The organism is Chitinimonas sp., assembly GCF_041904975.1.
Taxonomy (GTDB): Bacteria; Pseudomonadota; Gammaproteobacteria; order Burkholderiales; family Chitinimonadaceae; genus Chitinimonas.
The window spans coordinates 1-15,205 of the sequence record NZ_JAYRLZ010000090.1 but is presented as its reverse complement, the minus strand read 5'-3'; the positions used below and the strand labels follow the sequence as shown (position 1 = coordinate 15,205).

Sequence of the window (15,205 nt, the reverse complement as noted above, 5' to 3'; positions counted from 1 at the left end):
ACCGCCAATCTGAATCTCGACAATGTGCTGCACACCCGGGTGTCGCATCTGGGCAAGCTGGTACAGGTTACCTTTGTCGGCATCTCGGTTCTGGAATCCAATGGCCGCCTGATGGTCAGGCGTGGCGTGGAAGATGGCCGGCCCATGCCGGAGCGGCGCATTTCCATCGATGACCCTAACTCCAAGGCGGCACAATGCGCGCGCGAACGGCGCGAAATCCTCAGCGAAAGCCGTAGTGGCCAGCGCTCCAGCTCCCATGTCCCCGGCACCCGTGAAATGCATGCTTCCTGGTTCGGCCCGCTGGTGGTCAGCGAGGAGCTGGTCGGCGTGCTGACCATCCAGTCCACTGCCGAGCACGCCTATGGTGACCGCGAGCAGCTGATCTTCCGCACCCTGAGTGCCTATGTGGCGGTAGCCGTTGCCAACGCCCGGGTCTACACCCGCCTGAACGAACAACATGCCAAGCTGACGGCGGTGGAGGCAGAAATGCGCCGCCTTGCCACCACCGATGCGCTGACCGGCATCCCCAATCGTCGCCAGTTCATTTCGGCACTGGGCCAGGAAGCACGGCGCAGTCGCCGCAATGGGCGGCCGCTATCGGTGATCATGGCCGATATCGACCATTTCAAGCGGGTGAACGACACATTCGGCCATGCTGCCGGCGACTTGGTGCTGACCCGTGTTGCCCGGCTTTTGCAAGGCAACAAGCGTTCAGCCGATATCGTTGGGCGGCTTGGTGGTGAGGAGTTCGCCGTGCTGCTGCCGGAAACCGAGGTGGCCCAAGCCGCCGAAGTGGCCGATCGGCTGCGGGTGCTGATCGCCAACGAGCAGATATTGTTTGATGGGGCGCCGATACCGGTGACCATCAGTTTCGGCTGTGCTGCCATTGCGCCGATTCAGGAGGGGCTCAGCGAGCCGGCTTCCATCGAGGCGGTGCTGCAGGCGGCAGACCGGGCGCTCTATCAGGCCAAGAACGCCGGCCGCAACCGCACCGCCTGGGTCAGGGATGGGCAGGACGAAATCTACCTGCCGGCGCCGGCCTAGCACCGCGGCAGGCGCCTCAGTCCCCGCGCGGGCTGGCCGTCCGATGGCGGAAAGCCCACCAGCGGCTGCCGCCGAAATTCCACAGCAGGCCGATGCCGGTGGTAAGAAGCTGGGCCGGCCACTTCGGCCAGAGCAATACATCGACAAACAGCTTCATCAAGCCGGTATTGATGCACCAACCAATGCCGACCACCGTGTAGTAGCGGCTCGCTGCGTCCAGATGCGACTTCTCGCTCTTGAACGTGAACAGATAGTTGAGCCAGTAATTGACCAGCGAGCCGAACACATAGCCAACTGCCGAGGCATGAACGGCGGAGGCGCCAAGCAGGGCGGTGCCCAGCCACAGGCAGAAATACTGCATGCCGGTGCCGCACAGGCCCACCATGGCAAAGCGCAGGAACTGGTCGACCAGCGCCTGGTGCTGCCGGTAAAGGCGATCGATCAAAACGTGTACCCCACCTGGGTAGTGATGCCGGTAAGCGTTTCCAGCAGTTTGAACAGCGGGTGCAATTGCGCGTAACGCACACAGGTTTCGCGCAGATAAGCGAGCGCTTGCGGCATATCGTCGATATAGCGCGTCTTGCCGTCGCGATGCGCCAGCCGGGCAAAGGTGCCCAGGGTGCGGAGCTGCCGGAATACCCCCATCCACTCGAAATCGGCATAGAAGTCATCGAACGAGGCCGGCACCGGCAGGCTGGCGGCCCGCGCCTTTTGCCAGTAGCGGATGGCGATATCGAGGCGGAAGTCCTCGGGTAGCGGCAGATACATATCTTTGAGCAGGCTGGCCAGGTCATAGCTGATCGGCCCCGTGCGCGCATCCTGGAAGTCCAGCACGCCCATCGGCTCGCCGGCGATCAGATTGCGGCTATGGTAGTCGAAGTGTATCCAGACCTTGCCCTGCGCCTGGGCACGACCGATCAGCAAGGCGCGGCTGCGCTCCCACACGGCCAGCTCGCTGCCCTGTAGCGGCTTGCCGAGGTGGATGCCGGCATACCAGTGAGCAAACCGCTCCAGATCGTCCGCCATGGTGTCGGCAGTGTAGTCGGGCAGCACATCGGGCTGGCTGGCGCTCTGCAAGGCCAGCAGGCTGTCGATGGCGGACAGGTACAGGGTCTGGATGCCGGCACCGTCGGCCTGCAGCAGCGCGCTGTGCATATCGGTTTCGCCAAGGTCGTCCAGCAGCAAAAAGCCCTGCTCAAGATCCTGTGCCAGCACGGCGGGTACCCGCAGTGCCGGTTTCAGCAGGGCGGCGACTGTCAGGAAGGGCTGGCAATCATTGCTGGCAGGCGGCGCATCCATCGCCATCAGGCTGGGGCCGTCGGTGCGGATGATACGGAAGTAACGGCGGCTGCTGGCATCGCCAATCGGCGCGGACAAGGTAAAGCCGGGGGCGAGGTGGCGGGTCAGCCAGGCATGCAATGCGGCGGTGCGATCCATGAGCGGTTTGTGTCGAATCGGAAAGTGTGCGATTTTAGCGCACTTCGATTTTCCCCCGCCTCGCGCAAATGCCGCGTTATCGCCTGCTCCCTGTCTGTATTGCCCTGTTCTCTGCCTTCGCCTCGGCTGATAGCCCGCCTGCGCCCACGGTTATCGATGCAGACCATGTGGACGGCACCTCGGATACCGAAACGTTTGCCCGTGGCAATGTGCTGCTCAAGCGCAACGGCCAGACCATCGAGGCCGACTGGGTGAAACTGTTGCAGACCACCCATGAGGTGATGGCAGGCGATCGCACCCGGATCAGACAGAACGGCGATGTGCTCGAAGGCGGGCAGTTGCATTTGTACGACGATACCCGCATCGGCACCCTGGACCAGCCGACTTTCAGCTTTGCGCCACGCTTGAACCAGCCGAACGACTGGTCCGGGGCGCCGCCGCGTGATCAGCGGCGCGGTGGCCATGGTGATGCGGCCAAGCTTTTGTTCGAAGGCCCGGACAAATACCGGCTGGAACAGGCGCGTTTCACCAGTTGCAAGCCGGGGCAGGAAGACTGGTTCATCAAGTCGCCGGACTTGAGCATCGACTACACGCGCAATCTTGGCGTGGCGCGTAACAGCACACTGGAATTCAAGGGTGTGCCGATGTTCTATTCGCCCTATCTTGATTTTTCGCTGGATGGGTCGCGCAAATCGGGTTTTCTGGCACCCACCTGGGGCGGTACCACCGGCGCTGGCGGCTTTGATCTGACGGTTCCCTGGTACTGGAATATCGCCCCGAATATGGATGCGACCATTGCGCCCCGCATTATGTCCAAGCGCGGCGTGCTGTTTGACACCGAGTTCCGCTACCTCGGCAGCAGCTACCAGGGCACAATCAAGGCCGAGGAGATCTTTCGCGATGCCTCGACCGGCCACGAGCGCCATGCTTACCAGTGGCAGCATCTGCAGGCGCTGGCGCCGGGCTTGATCGGCAGCATCGATTATCGCGCGGCTTCGGACGATCAGTACTTCACCGACTTCGGCGATCGGGTGGCCATAGCCTCCACCACCTATCTGCCGCGCGAGGCCTTGCTGCGTTATGGCGTGCCAGGCTTTATGGTGCAGGCACGCGTGCAACGCTTCCAGACCTTGCAGCGCGATCCGGTGAAGGTTGTGCCCACGCCGTACGAGCGGCGGCCGCAGATCACCGTCAACTACAACCCGCTGCTGTCACCGTTCTACCGCCTGGACCTGAATGCCGAGGCGGTCGATTTCCATCACCCCACCCTGGTCGAGGGCAAGCGCCTTACCCTGACCCCCAGTATTTCGATGCCGATCGAGACCGGCTACGGCTTTATCAACCCCAAACTGGCCGTGCACGCCAGTCAGTACAGCCTCAGCCAGAACAAGCAAGCAGCGCTGGCCGATAGCAAGCTGAGCCGCACCTTGCCGATGTTCAGCCTGGATGCCGGCCTCTATTTCGACCGCGATGTGCATATGCTGGGCCAGGATATGGTGCAGTCGCTGGAGCCGCGCATCTACTACCTGCGTGTGCCGTTCAAGGATCAATCGGCCTTCCCCAATTTCGATACCGGCCTGGCTGACTTCAGCTTTGCCCAGCTTTTCAGTGAGAACCGCTTTACCGGCGGCGATCGTATCGGCGATGCCAATGAGCTGACCACGGCAGTGTCGTCGCGTCTGTTCGAAACCGATACCGGCATCGAGCGCGCGCGCCTGTCCATCGGCCAGCGCTTTTATTTCGATCCGCAACGAGTCACTGCAAGTGGCCAGTCCAACACGGGCGGCGTGAGTAGTTCCGACCTGATTGCCAGTGCCGCCGGCCAGCTGCGCGAACACTGGTGGCTGGATACCACCTGGCAGTACGACACCCGCCAGAAGCGAGCGGTAAAGGAAGCAGTCAACCTGCGCTACCAGACCTCGCCGACCAGCTTGCTGAATCTGCGTTATCGGCTCGACCGGCAGAACAGTATCCGGCAGGACAATATCAAGCAGTTCGATATTTCCGCCCAATGGCCGATTTCCGGTGCATGGCATGGTATTGCCCGGCATAACTGGTCGATTGCCGACCGTCGCGCTTTGGAAACCCTGGCCGGGGTCGAATACAATGGCGGCTGCTGGGTGTTCCGTGCCGTAGCCCAGCGCTTCGTTACCACTTCGGACAAGTATTCCAACGCCTACTTCATCCAGCTGGAGCTGAACGATCTCGGCCGGCTCGGTTCCAATCCGCTTCAGGTGCTGAAAGACAGCATCCCCGGCTATACCAAGTTGAATTGATGCAAATGATGACCCGTCCAAAATCCCTCGTCCTGGCTGCACTTGGCCTGACCCTGCTTGCCCGCTCTTTTGCTGCCGACCCGGTGATGCTCGACCGCGTGGTTGCCGTGGTAAACAAATCAGCCATCACCGAGCAGGAGCTGCAGGTGCGCATGGCCACCTTCTCGCGCAATCTGGCCAAGCAGAATGTTCCGCCGCCGCCGCCAGATGCCATGCGCAAGCAGGTGCTGGAACTGATGGTGACCGAGCGGGTGCTGACCGACTATGCCGCCGATACCGGCCTCAGGGTGGACGACACCCAGATTGACCGTACCCTGGAGCGGATTGCCGAACAGCAGAAGATGACCTTGCCGCAGTTCAAGGCGCAACTGGAGCAAGAAGGCACGCGCTTTGCGCAGTTCCGCGAGGAAGTGAGGCAGGACATGACCATCCAGCGCCTGCGCGAGCGCGAGGTGGATAACCGTGTGTATGTCACCGATGCCGAAATCGACCAGTATCTGCAGGCCAACAAGAATGCCGGCCAGAACGAGCAGGAATTCCAGCTGGCCCATATTTTGATCAATCTGCCGGAAGGGGCCTCGCCTGATGTGCTGGCTGGCAAACAGAAGCGGGCCGAGCTGGCGGCGCGCGAGCTGGCAGCCGGCAAGCCGTTTGCCCAGGTGGCGGCCACCTATTCCGAAGCCAACGATGCCCTGTCGGGCGGCGATCTGGGCTGGCGCAGCGCCGGCCGCCTGCCGCCGATGTTCCTCGACGCCGTGTCGCGTCTGGCGCCCGGCGGTACTACCCGCATCATGCGCAGTCCGGCCGGTTTCCATATTCTCAAGCTGGTGGACAAGCGGGTGCGCGATGGCAAGGAGATCGTTTCGCAAACCCACGCCCGCCATATCCTGATCAAGGTGAACGAAGGCACCTCCGACAGCGACGCCAAGGCGCGCATCACGGAAATCCGCGACCGTCTGGTCAATGGCGGCAAGAAATTCGAGGAAGAAGCGAAGCTGCATTCTGAAGATGGTTCGGCTTCCAAGGGCGGTGATCTGGACTGGCTGTCGCCTGGCGACACCGTGCCGGAATTCGATACGGCCATGAATGCGCTCAAGCCTGGCGAATTGTCGCAGCCGATCCGCTCGCCATTTGGCTGGCATCTGATCGAGGTGGTGGGGCGGCGCGATCAGGATGTCACCCGCGACCATGAGCGTCTGCGTGTACGCAATGAGTTGCGCGATCGCAAGGCTGACCAGCAGTACGAGGAATGGGTGCAGCAGCAGCGTGATCGTGCCTTTGTCGATGTCCGTCTCGACGACAAATAAGCCCACGCAATCCCCGCCCCGGCGGGGATTGTCGCTTTTGTGGCAGGCGATTGGCCAGCCTGGCCTCCAATAAGGGATTGATGCGATATGCGAGCTGTTCTGGCTATTTGTACTGGTGAGCCGGCCGGCATCGGCCCGGAGCTATGTGCCGCGCTGGATCCGGCCGACTTTCCGGCCGTGCGCCTCGTGTTGCTTGGCGATGCCGATCTGTTGCGCCAGCGCCAGTTTGGTCGCGGCCGCCCGCTGGTCGACTATATGCCCGATGGCGAGCCGCCCGCAGGCTGCATCGAAGTGCTGTCCCTGCCGCTCGCCCGCCCAAGCGTGGCCGGGCAGCTTGATCCTGCCAATGCCGGCTATGTGCTGTCCCTGCTGGATCGGGCGGTGGAGGGCTGCCAGCGCGGCGAGTTCGCGGCGATGGTGACGGCTCCTTTACACAAGGGGGTGATCATCGAGGCAGGCCATGCCGGCTTTACCGGCCACACCGAATACCTGGCCGCCCGCACCGCCACCGAGCAGGTGGTGATGATGCTGGCGGGACAGTGCGCAAGCGGCACCGTACTGGCCGATCGGCCCTATGCACTGCGGGTGGCGCTGGCCACCACCCATCTGCCGCTGCGCGAAGTGGCAGATGCCATTCAGCCAGATGTGCTGGCGGCAACCTTGCGCATACTGGATGCTGATCTGCGCGAAAAATTCGGCATCGCCCGGCCGCACATCCTGGTGGCCGGCCTGAATCCGCATGCCGGCGAGAGCGGGCATCTGGGGCGCGAGGAGATCGACATCATCATTCCGGTGCTGGAGCAGCTACGCAGCGAAGGCATGCAGCTGCTTGGCCCGCTGCCGGCCGATACCCTGTTCAATCCACCCGTTCTGGCGCAGGGCGATGCGGTGTTGGCGATGTACCATGATCAGGGCCTGCCGGTGCTCAAGCATGCCACTTTCGGGCAGGGCATCAATATCACCCTGGGCCTGCCGATTATCCGCACTTCGGTAGACCACGGTACGGCGCTTGACTTGGCTGGAAGTGGCCGCGCCGATGGTGGCAGCTTGGCGGCGGCCGTGACACTGGCGCAGGAACTGGCGACAATCCGCACATGAAGGCACATATCCCCCGCAAACGTTTCGGCCAGAACTTCCTGCAAGACCAGGGCGTGATTGGCGACATCATTACCTGTATTGCTCCGCAAGCTGCGGACGCCATGGTGGAAATCGGCCCCGGCCTCGCCGCGCTGACCGCTCCGCTCCTCGATAAACTCGATCAGCTGCATGTGGTGGAGATCGACCGCGACATCGTCAGCCGGCTAAGCGGCCGATTTGCACCCGGCAAGTTGCATATACACAACGCCGACGCGCTGACTTTCGATTTTGGCGCATTGGCAGCGCAGTTGGCGCCAGGCGGCAAGATCAGGCTGGTCGGCAACCTGCCCTACAATATCTCCACCCCGCTGCTGTTCCATCTGGCCAGCTTTGCCGCGCAGATCGAAGACTGCCATTTCATGCTGCAGAACGAAGTGGTGCTGCGCATGGTGGCCGAACCCGGCTGTGCCGACTACGGCCGCCTTGGCGTCATGCTGCAATACCATTTCCATATGGAAAAGCTGCTCGACGTGCCACCGGATGCGTTCTACCCGCCGCCCAAGGTGGATTCGGCCATTGTGCGCATGATTCCGCGGCCATTCGAGCTGGCGGTACATAGCCTTGGTGCGCTGGAGCAGCTGGTCGCCCAGGCATTTGCCCAGCGCCGCAAGACCTTGCGCAATAATCTGAAGGGCGTAGCGCGGGATGACGATCTGGATGCGCTCGGCATCAGCGCCAATGCGCGCCCCGAGAATGTCAGCACGCTCGACTATGTCCGCCTTGCCAATCGCCTGGCCGGGCTTTGAACATCCGATAAACGCTGCGGATGTCCCTTAGGGGATATCCCCGGCTTTCCCTCACCGGACTCGCCGCTAAACTGCCACCCACTTCTGGAAACCGTCATGTCCATCATCCGCTTCGTCAATGTCAACAAATGGTTCAAGGATCTGCATGTTCTGAAGAACATCAACCTTGAAGTAGCGGCGGGTGAAGTGGTGGTAGTGTGTGGTCCGTCCGGCTCGGGAAAATCCACCCTGATCCGTACTGCCAACCAGCTGGAAACCATCGGTTCCGGCGAAATCTGGATAGATGGGCAGAACATCGCCGATCCCAAGACCGATATCAACAAGGTCCGTGCCGAAGTCGGCTTTGTATTCCAGCATTTCAATCTGTATCCGCATCTGAGCGTGCTGGAGAACATCACACTGGCGCCGATCCAGGTACGCAAGCTGCCCAAGGAAGAAGCAACGGCGCTGGCGGTGGAATTGCTGAACAAGGTGGGCTTGGCGCACAAGCGGGATGTCTATCCGGCGCAGCTCTCTGGCGGGCAACAGCAGCGCGTTGCCATTGCACGAGGCCTTGCCATGCAGCCCAAGATCATGCTGTTTGATGAGCCTACCTCGGCACTCGACCCGGAAATGATCGGCGAGGTGCTCAAGGTGATGAAGGATCTGGCCATGAGCGGCATGACCATGATGGTGGTTACCCATGAAATGGGCTTTGCCCGTGAAGTGGCCGACCGGGTGGTGTTTCTCGATCAGGGCGATGTGGTCGAGCAGGCGACGCCGGAGGCGTTTTTCAGCGCGGCCAAGTCAGAGCGGGCCCGCCAGTTCCTGCAGCAAGTATTGGCGCCGATGCACTGAGCAAGCGCAATGCGGTTGTTTCACGCCGCGCTGCGGCGATATAGTCAGACAATGGTCGATCAAGGCCACCACTACCCCTGAAGGAGATAATTGATGCACAAGACATTTACCCTGGCCGCTGCACTGACTGCCGCATTTGCCATCAGCGCCCAGGCAGAGGAATTGACCGGCACCCTGAAAAAGATCAACGACACCGGCATCATCACCGTTGGTCATCGCGAGTCGTCGATCCCGTTCTCCTATCTCGATTCCACGCAAAAGCCGGTTGGCTATGCCATGGACCTGTGTACCAAGGCAGTTGATGCGGTAAAGAAAAAGCTCAACAAGCCGTCCTTGATCACCAAGCTGGTCCCGGTTACCTCGCAGACGCGCATTCCGCTGATGGTCAATGGCACCATCGATATGGAGTGCGGCTCCACCACCAATTCGAAAGAGCGCCAAAAGCAGGTTGCATTCAGCAATGCCTATTACGTGACTGCGGTGCGCATGGTGGTCAAGGCCAATTCCGGCATCAAGTCGCTGGCAGATCTGAACGGCAAGGCAGTGGTGACCACCACCGGCACCACCTCGGATCGCTATACCAAGCAAAACGAGCAAAGCCAGAATATCGACGTGAAGAATCTGTACGGCAAGGACCACGCCGAGAGCTTCCTGATGGTGGATACCGGCCGCGCTGCCGCTTTCGTGATGGACGATATCTTGCTGGCCGGTCTGATTGCCGAGCACAAGAATCCCAAGGATTTCGCCATTGTCGGCCCCGCCCTGTCGGTGGAACCCTACGGCATCATGATGCGCAAGGATGATCCGCAGTTCAAAAAGCTGGTCGACGAGACCTTGGTGGGCATCTACAAATCAGGCGAGATCAACAAGATCTACAACAAATGGTTCATGAGCCCGATTCCACCCAAGGGCGTCACCATCAATCTGCCGATGAGTGACAAACTGAAAGAAGCGATTGCTCATCCGACCGACGTCGGCATCTGATAGATCTGGCCACACTGCAGAGGGGCCGCAAGGCCCCTTTTTGCTTGGAGAGACACCATGGGGCAATACCATTGGAACTGGATGGTCATCTTTGAAAAGGTGGCCGGCACAGAGGAATACTATTATCAGTGGCTACTGCACGGGCTCGGTTGGACGCTTGCCGTAGCCGTGGGGGCGTGGACCATCGCCATGATTTTGGGGTCGGCAATCGGCGTGGCGCGTACAGCGCCGATTAAATGGCTATCGGCTGCCGCTACCGCCTATGTCGAGCTGTTTCGCAATATTCCGCTGATCGTGCAATTGTTCCTTTGGTTTTTTGTATTGCCGGAAATGTTACCCGAGCACATCGGAACATGGATGAAGCAGGGTATGCCCTATCCGGAATTCATCACCGGCATGATCGGCCTTGGCCTGTTTACTGCAGCCCGTGTTGCCGAGCAGGTAAGAACCGGCATTACGGTATTGCCGCGCGGTCAGAAAAACGCTGGCCTTGCCATGGGCCTGACCCTGCCGCAGACCTATCGCTATGTGCTGATGCCGATGGCGTATCGGGTCATCATTCCGCCATTGACCTCTGAATTCATGAATGCATTCAAGAATTCATCGGTTTGCCTGGCGATCGGCCTGACCGAGCTGACTTTCCAGATGAAGCAGATTACCGGCGAATATGCGGCAGGGAATGCCATCGAGGTGATGACCATTGCTGGCGCGGCGTATCTGATCATGGCCTTCAGCGTGAATCGTCTGATGGCCTGGGTGGAAGTGCGCGTTCGCGTGCCTGGTTTCATCAGCGCAGGAGGCAAGTGATGCAATTGAGCCAACTGGATTTCCCATCGGTTTGGGATGCAAGGCTCGCCCTGTGGGAAGGCCTGAAATACTCGCTGTCACTGACCGGCGTCGCTGCCAGTTTCGGTATCTTCCTGGGTACCATTCTTGCCATGGCACGCCTTGCCGAGAGCAAATGGCTGAATCTGCCGGCGACGATCTATGTCAATACCTTCCGATCCTTGCCGCTGGTCTATGTCATTTTGTTTCTTTACATCATGCTGCCGATGGCAACCGGAATACAGATGGGGGCAGATAAATCAGCCTTCATTACGTTCTCGGTTTTTGAGGCGGCGTATTTCTGTGAAATCATGCGTGCCGGGATTCAATCCATTCCTCGGGGTCAAGTCGGTGCCGGGCAGGCAGTAGGTTTCAGTTACGGGCAGAATATGCGCTATATCATTCTGCCGCAGGCATTCAGAAATGTTGTGCCGCTATTGCTTATGCAGACCATTATCCTGTTCCAGGATACCTCGCTGGTTTATATTGTCGGCGCTACCGATCTTCTTGGTGCTGCTGACAAGGTTGCTCACCGCGATAATACCCTGGTTGAAATGTACCTGGCGGTGGCGGTTATTTACTTCACCATCAGTTTCGTTTTGTCGCGCCTTGTCAAAATGCTGCATGCGCGAATTGCGATCATTCGCTAAGCCCTGGAAAAGGACCATTTCCTCATGATCTCCATCAAGAATGTTTCTAAATGGTACGGCAACTTCCAGGTGCTGACCGATTGCACAACCGAGGTAAAGAAGGGCGAGGTAGTGGTTGTATGCGGCCCGTCCGGCTCGGGCAAGTCCACGCTGATCAAAACGGTGAATGCGCTGGAGCCGTTCCAGAAGGGCGATATCACCGTGGATGGCGTTTCGCTGGCCGACCCGAAAACCAATCTGCCCAAGCTGCGCTCGCGCGTTGGCATGGTGTTCCAGCATTTCGAGCTGTTCCCGCACCTGAGCATTACCGACAACCTGACCATTGCCCAGCAAAAGGTGTTGGGCCGTTCGCGTGACGAGGCGCTGGACAAGGGCTTGAAGCTGCTGGACCGGGTAGGCCTCAAGGCCCATGCCGCCAAGTTTCCCGGGCAATTGTCGGGCGGTCAGCAGCAGCGGGTGGCCATTGCCCGTGCGCTGGCGATGGACCCGATCGTCATGCTGTTCGACGAACCCACCTCGGCGCTCGACCCGGAAATGGTCAATGAAGTGCTCGACGTGATGGTGCAGCTGGCGCAGGAAGGCATGACCATGATGTGCGTCACCCATGAGATGGGTTTTGCCCGCAAGGTGGCCAGCCGGGTGATCTTTATGGACAAGGGCATTATCGAAGAGGACTGCAGCAAGGACGACTTCTTTGGCAGCCCGCGCGGCGAGCGGGCGCAGCAGTTCCTGTCGAAGATCCTGCAACACTGAGCTTGTGGGACTACATGATTCGCCACCGCCCGGCATTGCCGGGCGTTTTGCTTTTTGCCCTTAGCTAAGGGGTAGTAGCCATTTCAGGATGATGGCGGCAGTAATGCAGGCCCAGCCACCGATTGTGGACACGATTCTCAATGTGTGTGGGCCGGCAGCATAGGCTGCGGATGCCTGTGCGATCAGCCCGAGTCTGACGGTGGGTATGACTGGCATCAAAAAGCCGGCAATCGCCCAGAACACCCAGCCTAGCGTGGCACTGAATGCCGCCAGCTGCTGCGCTTGTGCAAAATCCCAGGCAGAAAACCCGGCCATGGCGAGCGCCAGGCTTGCCCAGGTCAAGCGATACCTCAGTCCTTTGGTAAGTACGGCCATCTGTTCCCTCTTGATGCGAATGATTCTGTGCGAACGGTACGTTTTGCCATGCCCTTGCCTCACGGCGGCGGCTGAAAAAAGGCGGGTGTCGCCTCATATGGCAACACCCGCCATCCGCCGTTCGCGAGGCTGGCTCGCTATTTACTTGCCACAACCCTTGAGCTTGATGCGGTCGTAGGCAGCGCGAGCCTGGATCAGGCCATAGCCGTACTTGTCATCGCGGCCCGGGTCGCCCAGATCGATGGCGCTCTTGGTGAGGGTGGTACGGATCTGCGAGCCGGTGCAGCTGGGGAAGTAGCTCCACACCAAGGCTGCCACAGCCGAAACATGCGGGGTGGCCATCGAGGTGCCGTCCTTGTAACCGTAGTTCGACGGGCTCAGCGCAACCGTAGCGCTTTGGCCCAGCTTGGCTTTGAGCGTGGCGCCGGTGACATCACTGACAAACACCGATGGAATGGTGCTGACCGTGGTGCCGAGGGTGGCACTGATCGGCGTGGCGACATTGTTGTAGACGATGGCGCCGACGCCACCACTCTTCTCGCAATTGCTCACCTTGGTGCCAAAGTCGATGCTGCCACGGGCAATCAGGCAGACCTTGCCGGCGGCCGCGCTATTGACTGCATCGCCGATGCCGAAGTCGGCCAGGGCGGCGGTGGCCTTCTTCACCGGCGAGCCGGTGATTTCGCTGGCCGCATAGCTGCTGCCTGCCACACTCAGGGCGATGGTGACGCCGGTGCCGGTCGGGACGGTGGACAGCACGCCTACGCCCGGCGCGGCAATTTCCACTTCGCTGTTGTACTGCGAGAAGCTGGCCCAGGCCTTGTTCTCGTCGATGGCAGCGACCGACATCACGCTGCTGTACGAGGCCGGATAAGACAGGGTGGTGTTGCCATCATTGCCTGCAGCGGCAATCGACAGAATGCCGGCACTTTGCAGGCTGTCGAAGGCGCGTTGCTCGGTGGTGGACTTGGCACCACCGCCCAGCGACATCGTTACCACATTGGCGCCGGCGGCCTTGCACTTGTTGGCGGCATTGGCCAGCGAGGACGAGTAGGTCCAGCCATCCTTGCCGAATACCTTGACGATATGCAGGCGCAATTGCTTGTTGGGATTGACGCCAACGACGCCGACGCCGCTATTGTTGATGGCGGCAATGGTGCCGGCCACATGGGTGCCATGGCCCTTTTCATCGGAATACCACCAGCCGCTGCCATCGGGGTCGTATTCACCGCTGACGTTGTTGGCGGCAAGGTCTTCGTGGGCGCGGTCGTAGCCGGAGTCGATAATGCAGATCTTGCGGTTGCTGACCAGTGAGTCACCGCTGGGCAGCTGATCGGCCTGCACCATCTTGATGCCGTAGGGCACTTGCTGGCCGGCGAGGTAGGGCGTGCCGGTCGAAGGCGTGCTCAGCGACAAGGGATAGCGCTTGACGTCCTCTTCGACGTATTCGACATGCGGATTCTTGCGCAAGGCGGCGACCGCACTGGCTGGCATTTCCACGGCCATGGCACGGGTGCCGGCGATTTTCAGCTGAACCTGGCCACGACCGGCCAGCACAGCCGATTCGGCATTCATCGCCGACGAAAAGCCGGACTTGTAGGCAACAATCACCCGCACGGTGTCTTCGGCCAGAGCGGGCGCCAGCATGGCGGAGGCGGCAATGGCCAGGGCAACCGACTGGCTGATGGCGGAAACGGCAAAACGGGACTGCGACTTCATGTACTTCTCCCCTGTACGGACAATTGGCATCCCTCCGGCAGGCAATCGGTGCGTTGTCATGAACCCGCATCCTTGCTCTGTCCTGGATGGACTGCCGTCGATGACGGCGTGCCATGTTGGTTCACACCGGGCGGCCCAAGCAAGTGCGCTGCTGCTTGCGCTGACCAGCGTCGTGCAGCGGGGAATTGCCGTTATCTCCGGAGGAGATAAGGGAAAACCCGTATCAATTTGATCTATAAGGGAAAACCGCAGGTCGTCAGATGCCGCGCATGACAGCGTCCTGTCTTTCGGCTGTTGTGAATTTGTAACAAATCATTGCCGGCCGATACGGCGTGGAGGCCGCCCGGCCAATGCGCGGGTGTAACCGCTCAGCGCGGCCCGAACAAGGTCTCGGCGCGGTTGAACAGAATCCAGCTGGTAAGTATGTATTTGTCGCCGGAAACCGGCGTGCAGCCGCGATGGGTATGGGTGAAATAGGCAGGGGCGACCACCATGCGGCCGCGCTTGGGCGTGATGCTGCGACCCTGGTAGTAAAACTCGGTCTGCCCGCCTTCGGCTACATCGTTCAGATAAAACATGAACAGCAAGATGCGATGCAGGGGTTCGCTATCGGGCAGCTGCGGATAAACCTCGCTATGCCAGTACTGGTAATTGCCAAGGCCGGCATCGTATTTCTGCAGCTGGATCGGCCCGATGCGAAACAATGCGTGCATCAGCCGGGTTTGCTGGTCTGGCGGCAGACTGGCGAAGTTATCGTGATCCAGTGCCATGGGTTCGCCAGTTTGCGGATGCGCAACCGTCAAGGCCAGCGGGCCTATCAGGGCAAAGTGATACTGGCGGAAATAGTCGGCCATATAGCGGCTGGTAGCTTGCTGGATGGCCTGCAGCTGGCCGCGATAGGCCGCGTGCTGGTTCAGATACAGGTCGGTGCTGCGCTTCTTGCTGGTGTCGACTCCGGCGCCGGTGCGGCCGGCTACCCGATGCGGGCTTTGCTCGAAGCTGGCGATCAGCTCGTCGCACAAGGCGGCACTCAGGGCATCGTCATAGATTTCGATAAAGTCCGGCATCGGCTAGGCTCTGTTGACGTTTTGTCGACGGTCGCGCCGGGTCGGGTT

Annotated in this window: 15 protein-coding genes; 10 read left to right on the top strand and 5 right to left on the bottom strand. The window is 60.3% G+C overall.

Annotation, left to right across the window (positions count from 1 at the left end; genetic code table 11):
* The coding region (locus ACE3OH_RS10525; RefSeq protein ID WP_374351772.1) for a diguanylate cyclase at window positions 1–1,044 on the top strand (1,044 nt) is incomplete at its 5' end.
* A gap of 16 nt (window positions 1,045–1,060) precedes the next feature.
* Here ACE3OH_RS10525 and ACE3OH_RS10520 read toward each other — a convergent pair.
* Window positions 1,061–1,489 (bottom strand): GtrA family protein, encoded by a 429-nt coding sequence (locus tag ACE3OH_RS10520; protein WP_374351769.1) that lies wholly within the window; start codon window positions 1,487–1,489, stop codon window positions 1,061–1,063.
* Window positions 1,486–2,481: an aminoglycoside phosphotransferase family protein gene (locus tag ACE3OH_RS10515; RefSeq protein ID WP_374351766.1), complete on the bottom strand. Its 996-nt coding sequence runs from the start codon at window positions 2,479–2,481 to the stop codon at window positions 1,486–1,488. Before ACE3OH_RS10515 ends, ACE3OH_RS10520 begins: the two co-directional genes overlap by 4 nt.
* 68 nt (window positions 2,482–2,549) lie before the next feature.
* Here ACE3OH_RS10515 and ACE3OH_RS10510 point away from each other — a divergent pair, with 68 nt between their 5' ends.
* The 9 genes from ACE3OH_RS10510 (at window position 2,550) to ACE3OH_RS10470 (ending at window position 11,996) form a co-directional block, all read left to right on the top strand.
* Window positions 2,550–4,757, top strand: a complete 2,208-nt coding sequence (locus ACE3OH_RS10510) for an LPS-assembly protein LptD (protein ID WP_374351763.1) — start codon at window positions 2,550–2,552, stop codon at window positions 4,755–4,757.
* A 5-nt stretch (window positions 4,758–4,762) separates the two neighbouring features.
* Window positions 4,763–6,064 (top strand): peptidylprolyl isomerase, encoded by a 1,302-nt coding sequence (locus tag ACE3OH_RS10505; RefSeq protein ID WP_374351760.1) that lies wholly within the window; start codon window positions 4,763–4,765, stop codon window positions 6,062–6,064.
* An 87-nt stretch (window positions 6,065–6,151) separates the two neighbouring features.
* Window positions 6,152–7,162 (top strand): 4-hydroxythreonine-4-phosphate dehydrogenase PdxA, encoded by a 1,011-nt coding sequence (pdxA, locus tag ACE3OH_RS10500; RefSeq protein ID WP_374351755.1) that lies wholly within the window; start codon window positions 6,152–6,154, stop codon window positions 7,160–7,162.
* Window positions 7,159–7,947 carry a 16S rRNA (adenine(1518)-N(6)/adenine(1519)-N(6))-dimethyltransferase RsmA gene (gene rsmA / locus ACE3OH_RS10495; protein ID WP_374351752.1) on the top strand — a complete coding sequence of 263 codons (789 nt, stop codon included), beginning with the start codon at window positions 7,159–7,161 and terminating at the stop codon, window positions 7,945–7,947. The genes pdxA and rsmA overlap by 4 nt, the downstream gene beginning before the upstream one ends.
* Window positions 7,948–8,043: 96 nt before the next feature.
* The gene (locus ACE3OH_RS10490; protein WP_374351749.1) at window positions 8,044–8,784 is read left to right on the top strand and encodes an amino acid ABC transporter ATP-binding protein; all 741 of its coding nucleotides are present in this window, start codon (window positions 8,044–8,046) and stop codon (window positions 8,782–8,784) included.
* 93 nt (window positions 8,785–8,877) lie between these two features.
* A complete protein-coding gene (locus ACE3OH_RS10485) occupies window positions 8,878–9,768 on the top strand; it encodes a transporter substrate-binding domain-containing protein (protein ID WP_374351746.1) in 891 nt (296 codons plus the stop codon).
* Window positions 9,769–9,825: 57 nt separating this feature from the next.
* Window positions 9,826–10,575 carry an amino acid ABC transporter permease gene (locus ACE3OH_RS10480; RefSeq protein WP_374351743.1) on the top strand — a complete coding sequence of 250 codons (750 nt, stop codon included), beginning with the start codon at window positions 9,826–9,828 and terminating at the stop codon, window positions 10,573–10,575.
* Window positions 10,575–11,243 (top strand): amino acid ABC transporter permease, encoded by a 669-nt coding sequence (locus tag ACE3OH_RS10475; protein WP_374351740.1) that lies wholly within the window; start codon window positions 10,575–10,577, stop codon window positions 11,241–11,243. The genes ACE3OH_RS10480 and ACE3OH_RS10475 overlap by 1 nt, the downstream gene beginning before the upstream one ends.
* Before the next feature lie 24 nt (window positions 11,244–11,267).
* Window positions 11,268–11,996 (top strand): amino acid ABC transporter ATP-binding protein, encoded by a 729-nt coding sequence (locus tag ACE3OH_RS10470; RefSeq protein ID WP_374351737.1) that lies wholly within the window; start codon window positions 11,268–11,270, stop codon window positions 11,994–11,996.
* Between the two features lie 60 nt (window positions 11,997–12,056).
* Here the strand turns inward: ACE3OH_RS10470 and ACE3OH_RS10465 are convergent, their stop codons facing one another.
* The 3 genes from ACE3OH_RS10465 to ACE3OH_RS10455 all read right to left on the bottom strand — a co-directional run bounded on the left by ACE3OH_RS10465 (window position 12,057) and on the right by ACE3OH_RS10455 (window position 15,157).
* Window positions 12,057–12,338: a hypothetical protein gene (locus ACE3OH_RS10465; protein ID WP_374351734.1), complete on the bottom strand. Its 282-nt coding sequence runs from the start codon at window positions 12,336–12,338 to the stop codon at window positions 12,057–12,059.
* Between the two features lie 174 nt (window positions 12,339–12,512).
* Complete coding sequence (locus tag ACE3OH_RS10460; RefSeq protein ID WP_374351732.1) at window positions 12,513–14,090, bottom strand: S8 family serine peptidase; 1,578 nt, start codon at window positions 14,088–14,090, stop codon at window positions 12,513–12,515.
* A 368-nt stretch (window positions 14,091–14,458) separates the two neighbouring features.
* Window positions 14,459–15,157, bottom strand: a complete 699-nt coding sequence (locus ACE3OH_RS10455) for a 2OG-Fe(II) oxygenase (protein ID WP_374351729.1) — start codon at window positions 15,155–15,157, stop codon at window positions 14,459–14,461.
* Between the last annotated feature and the right edge of the window lie 48 nt (window positions 15,158–15,205).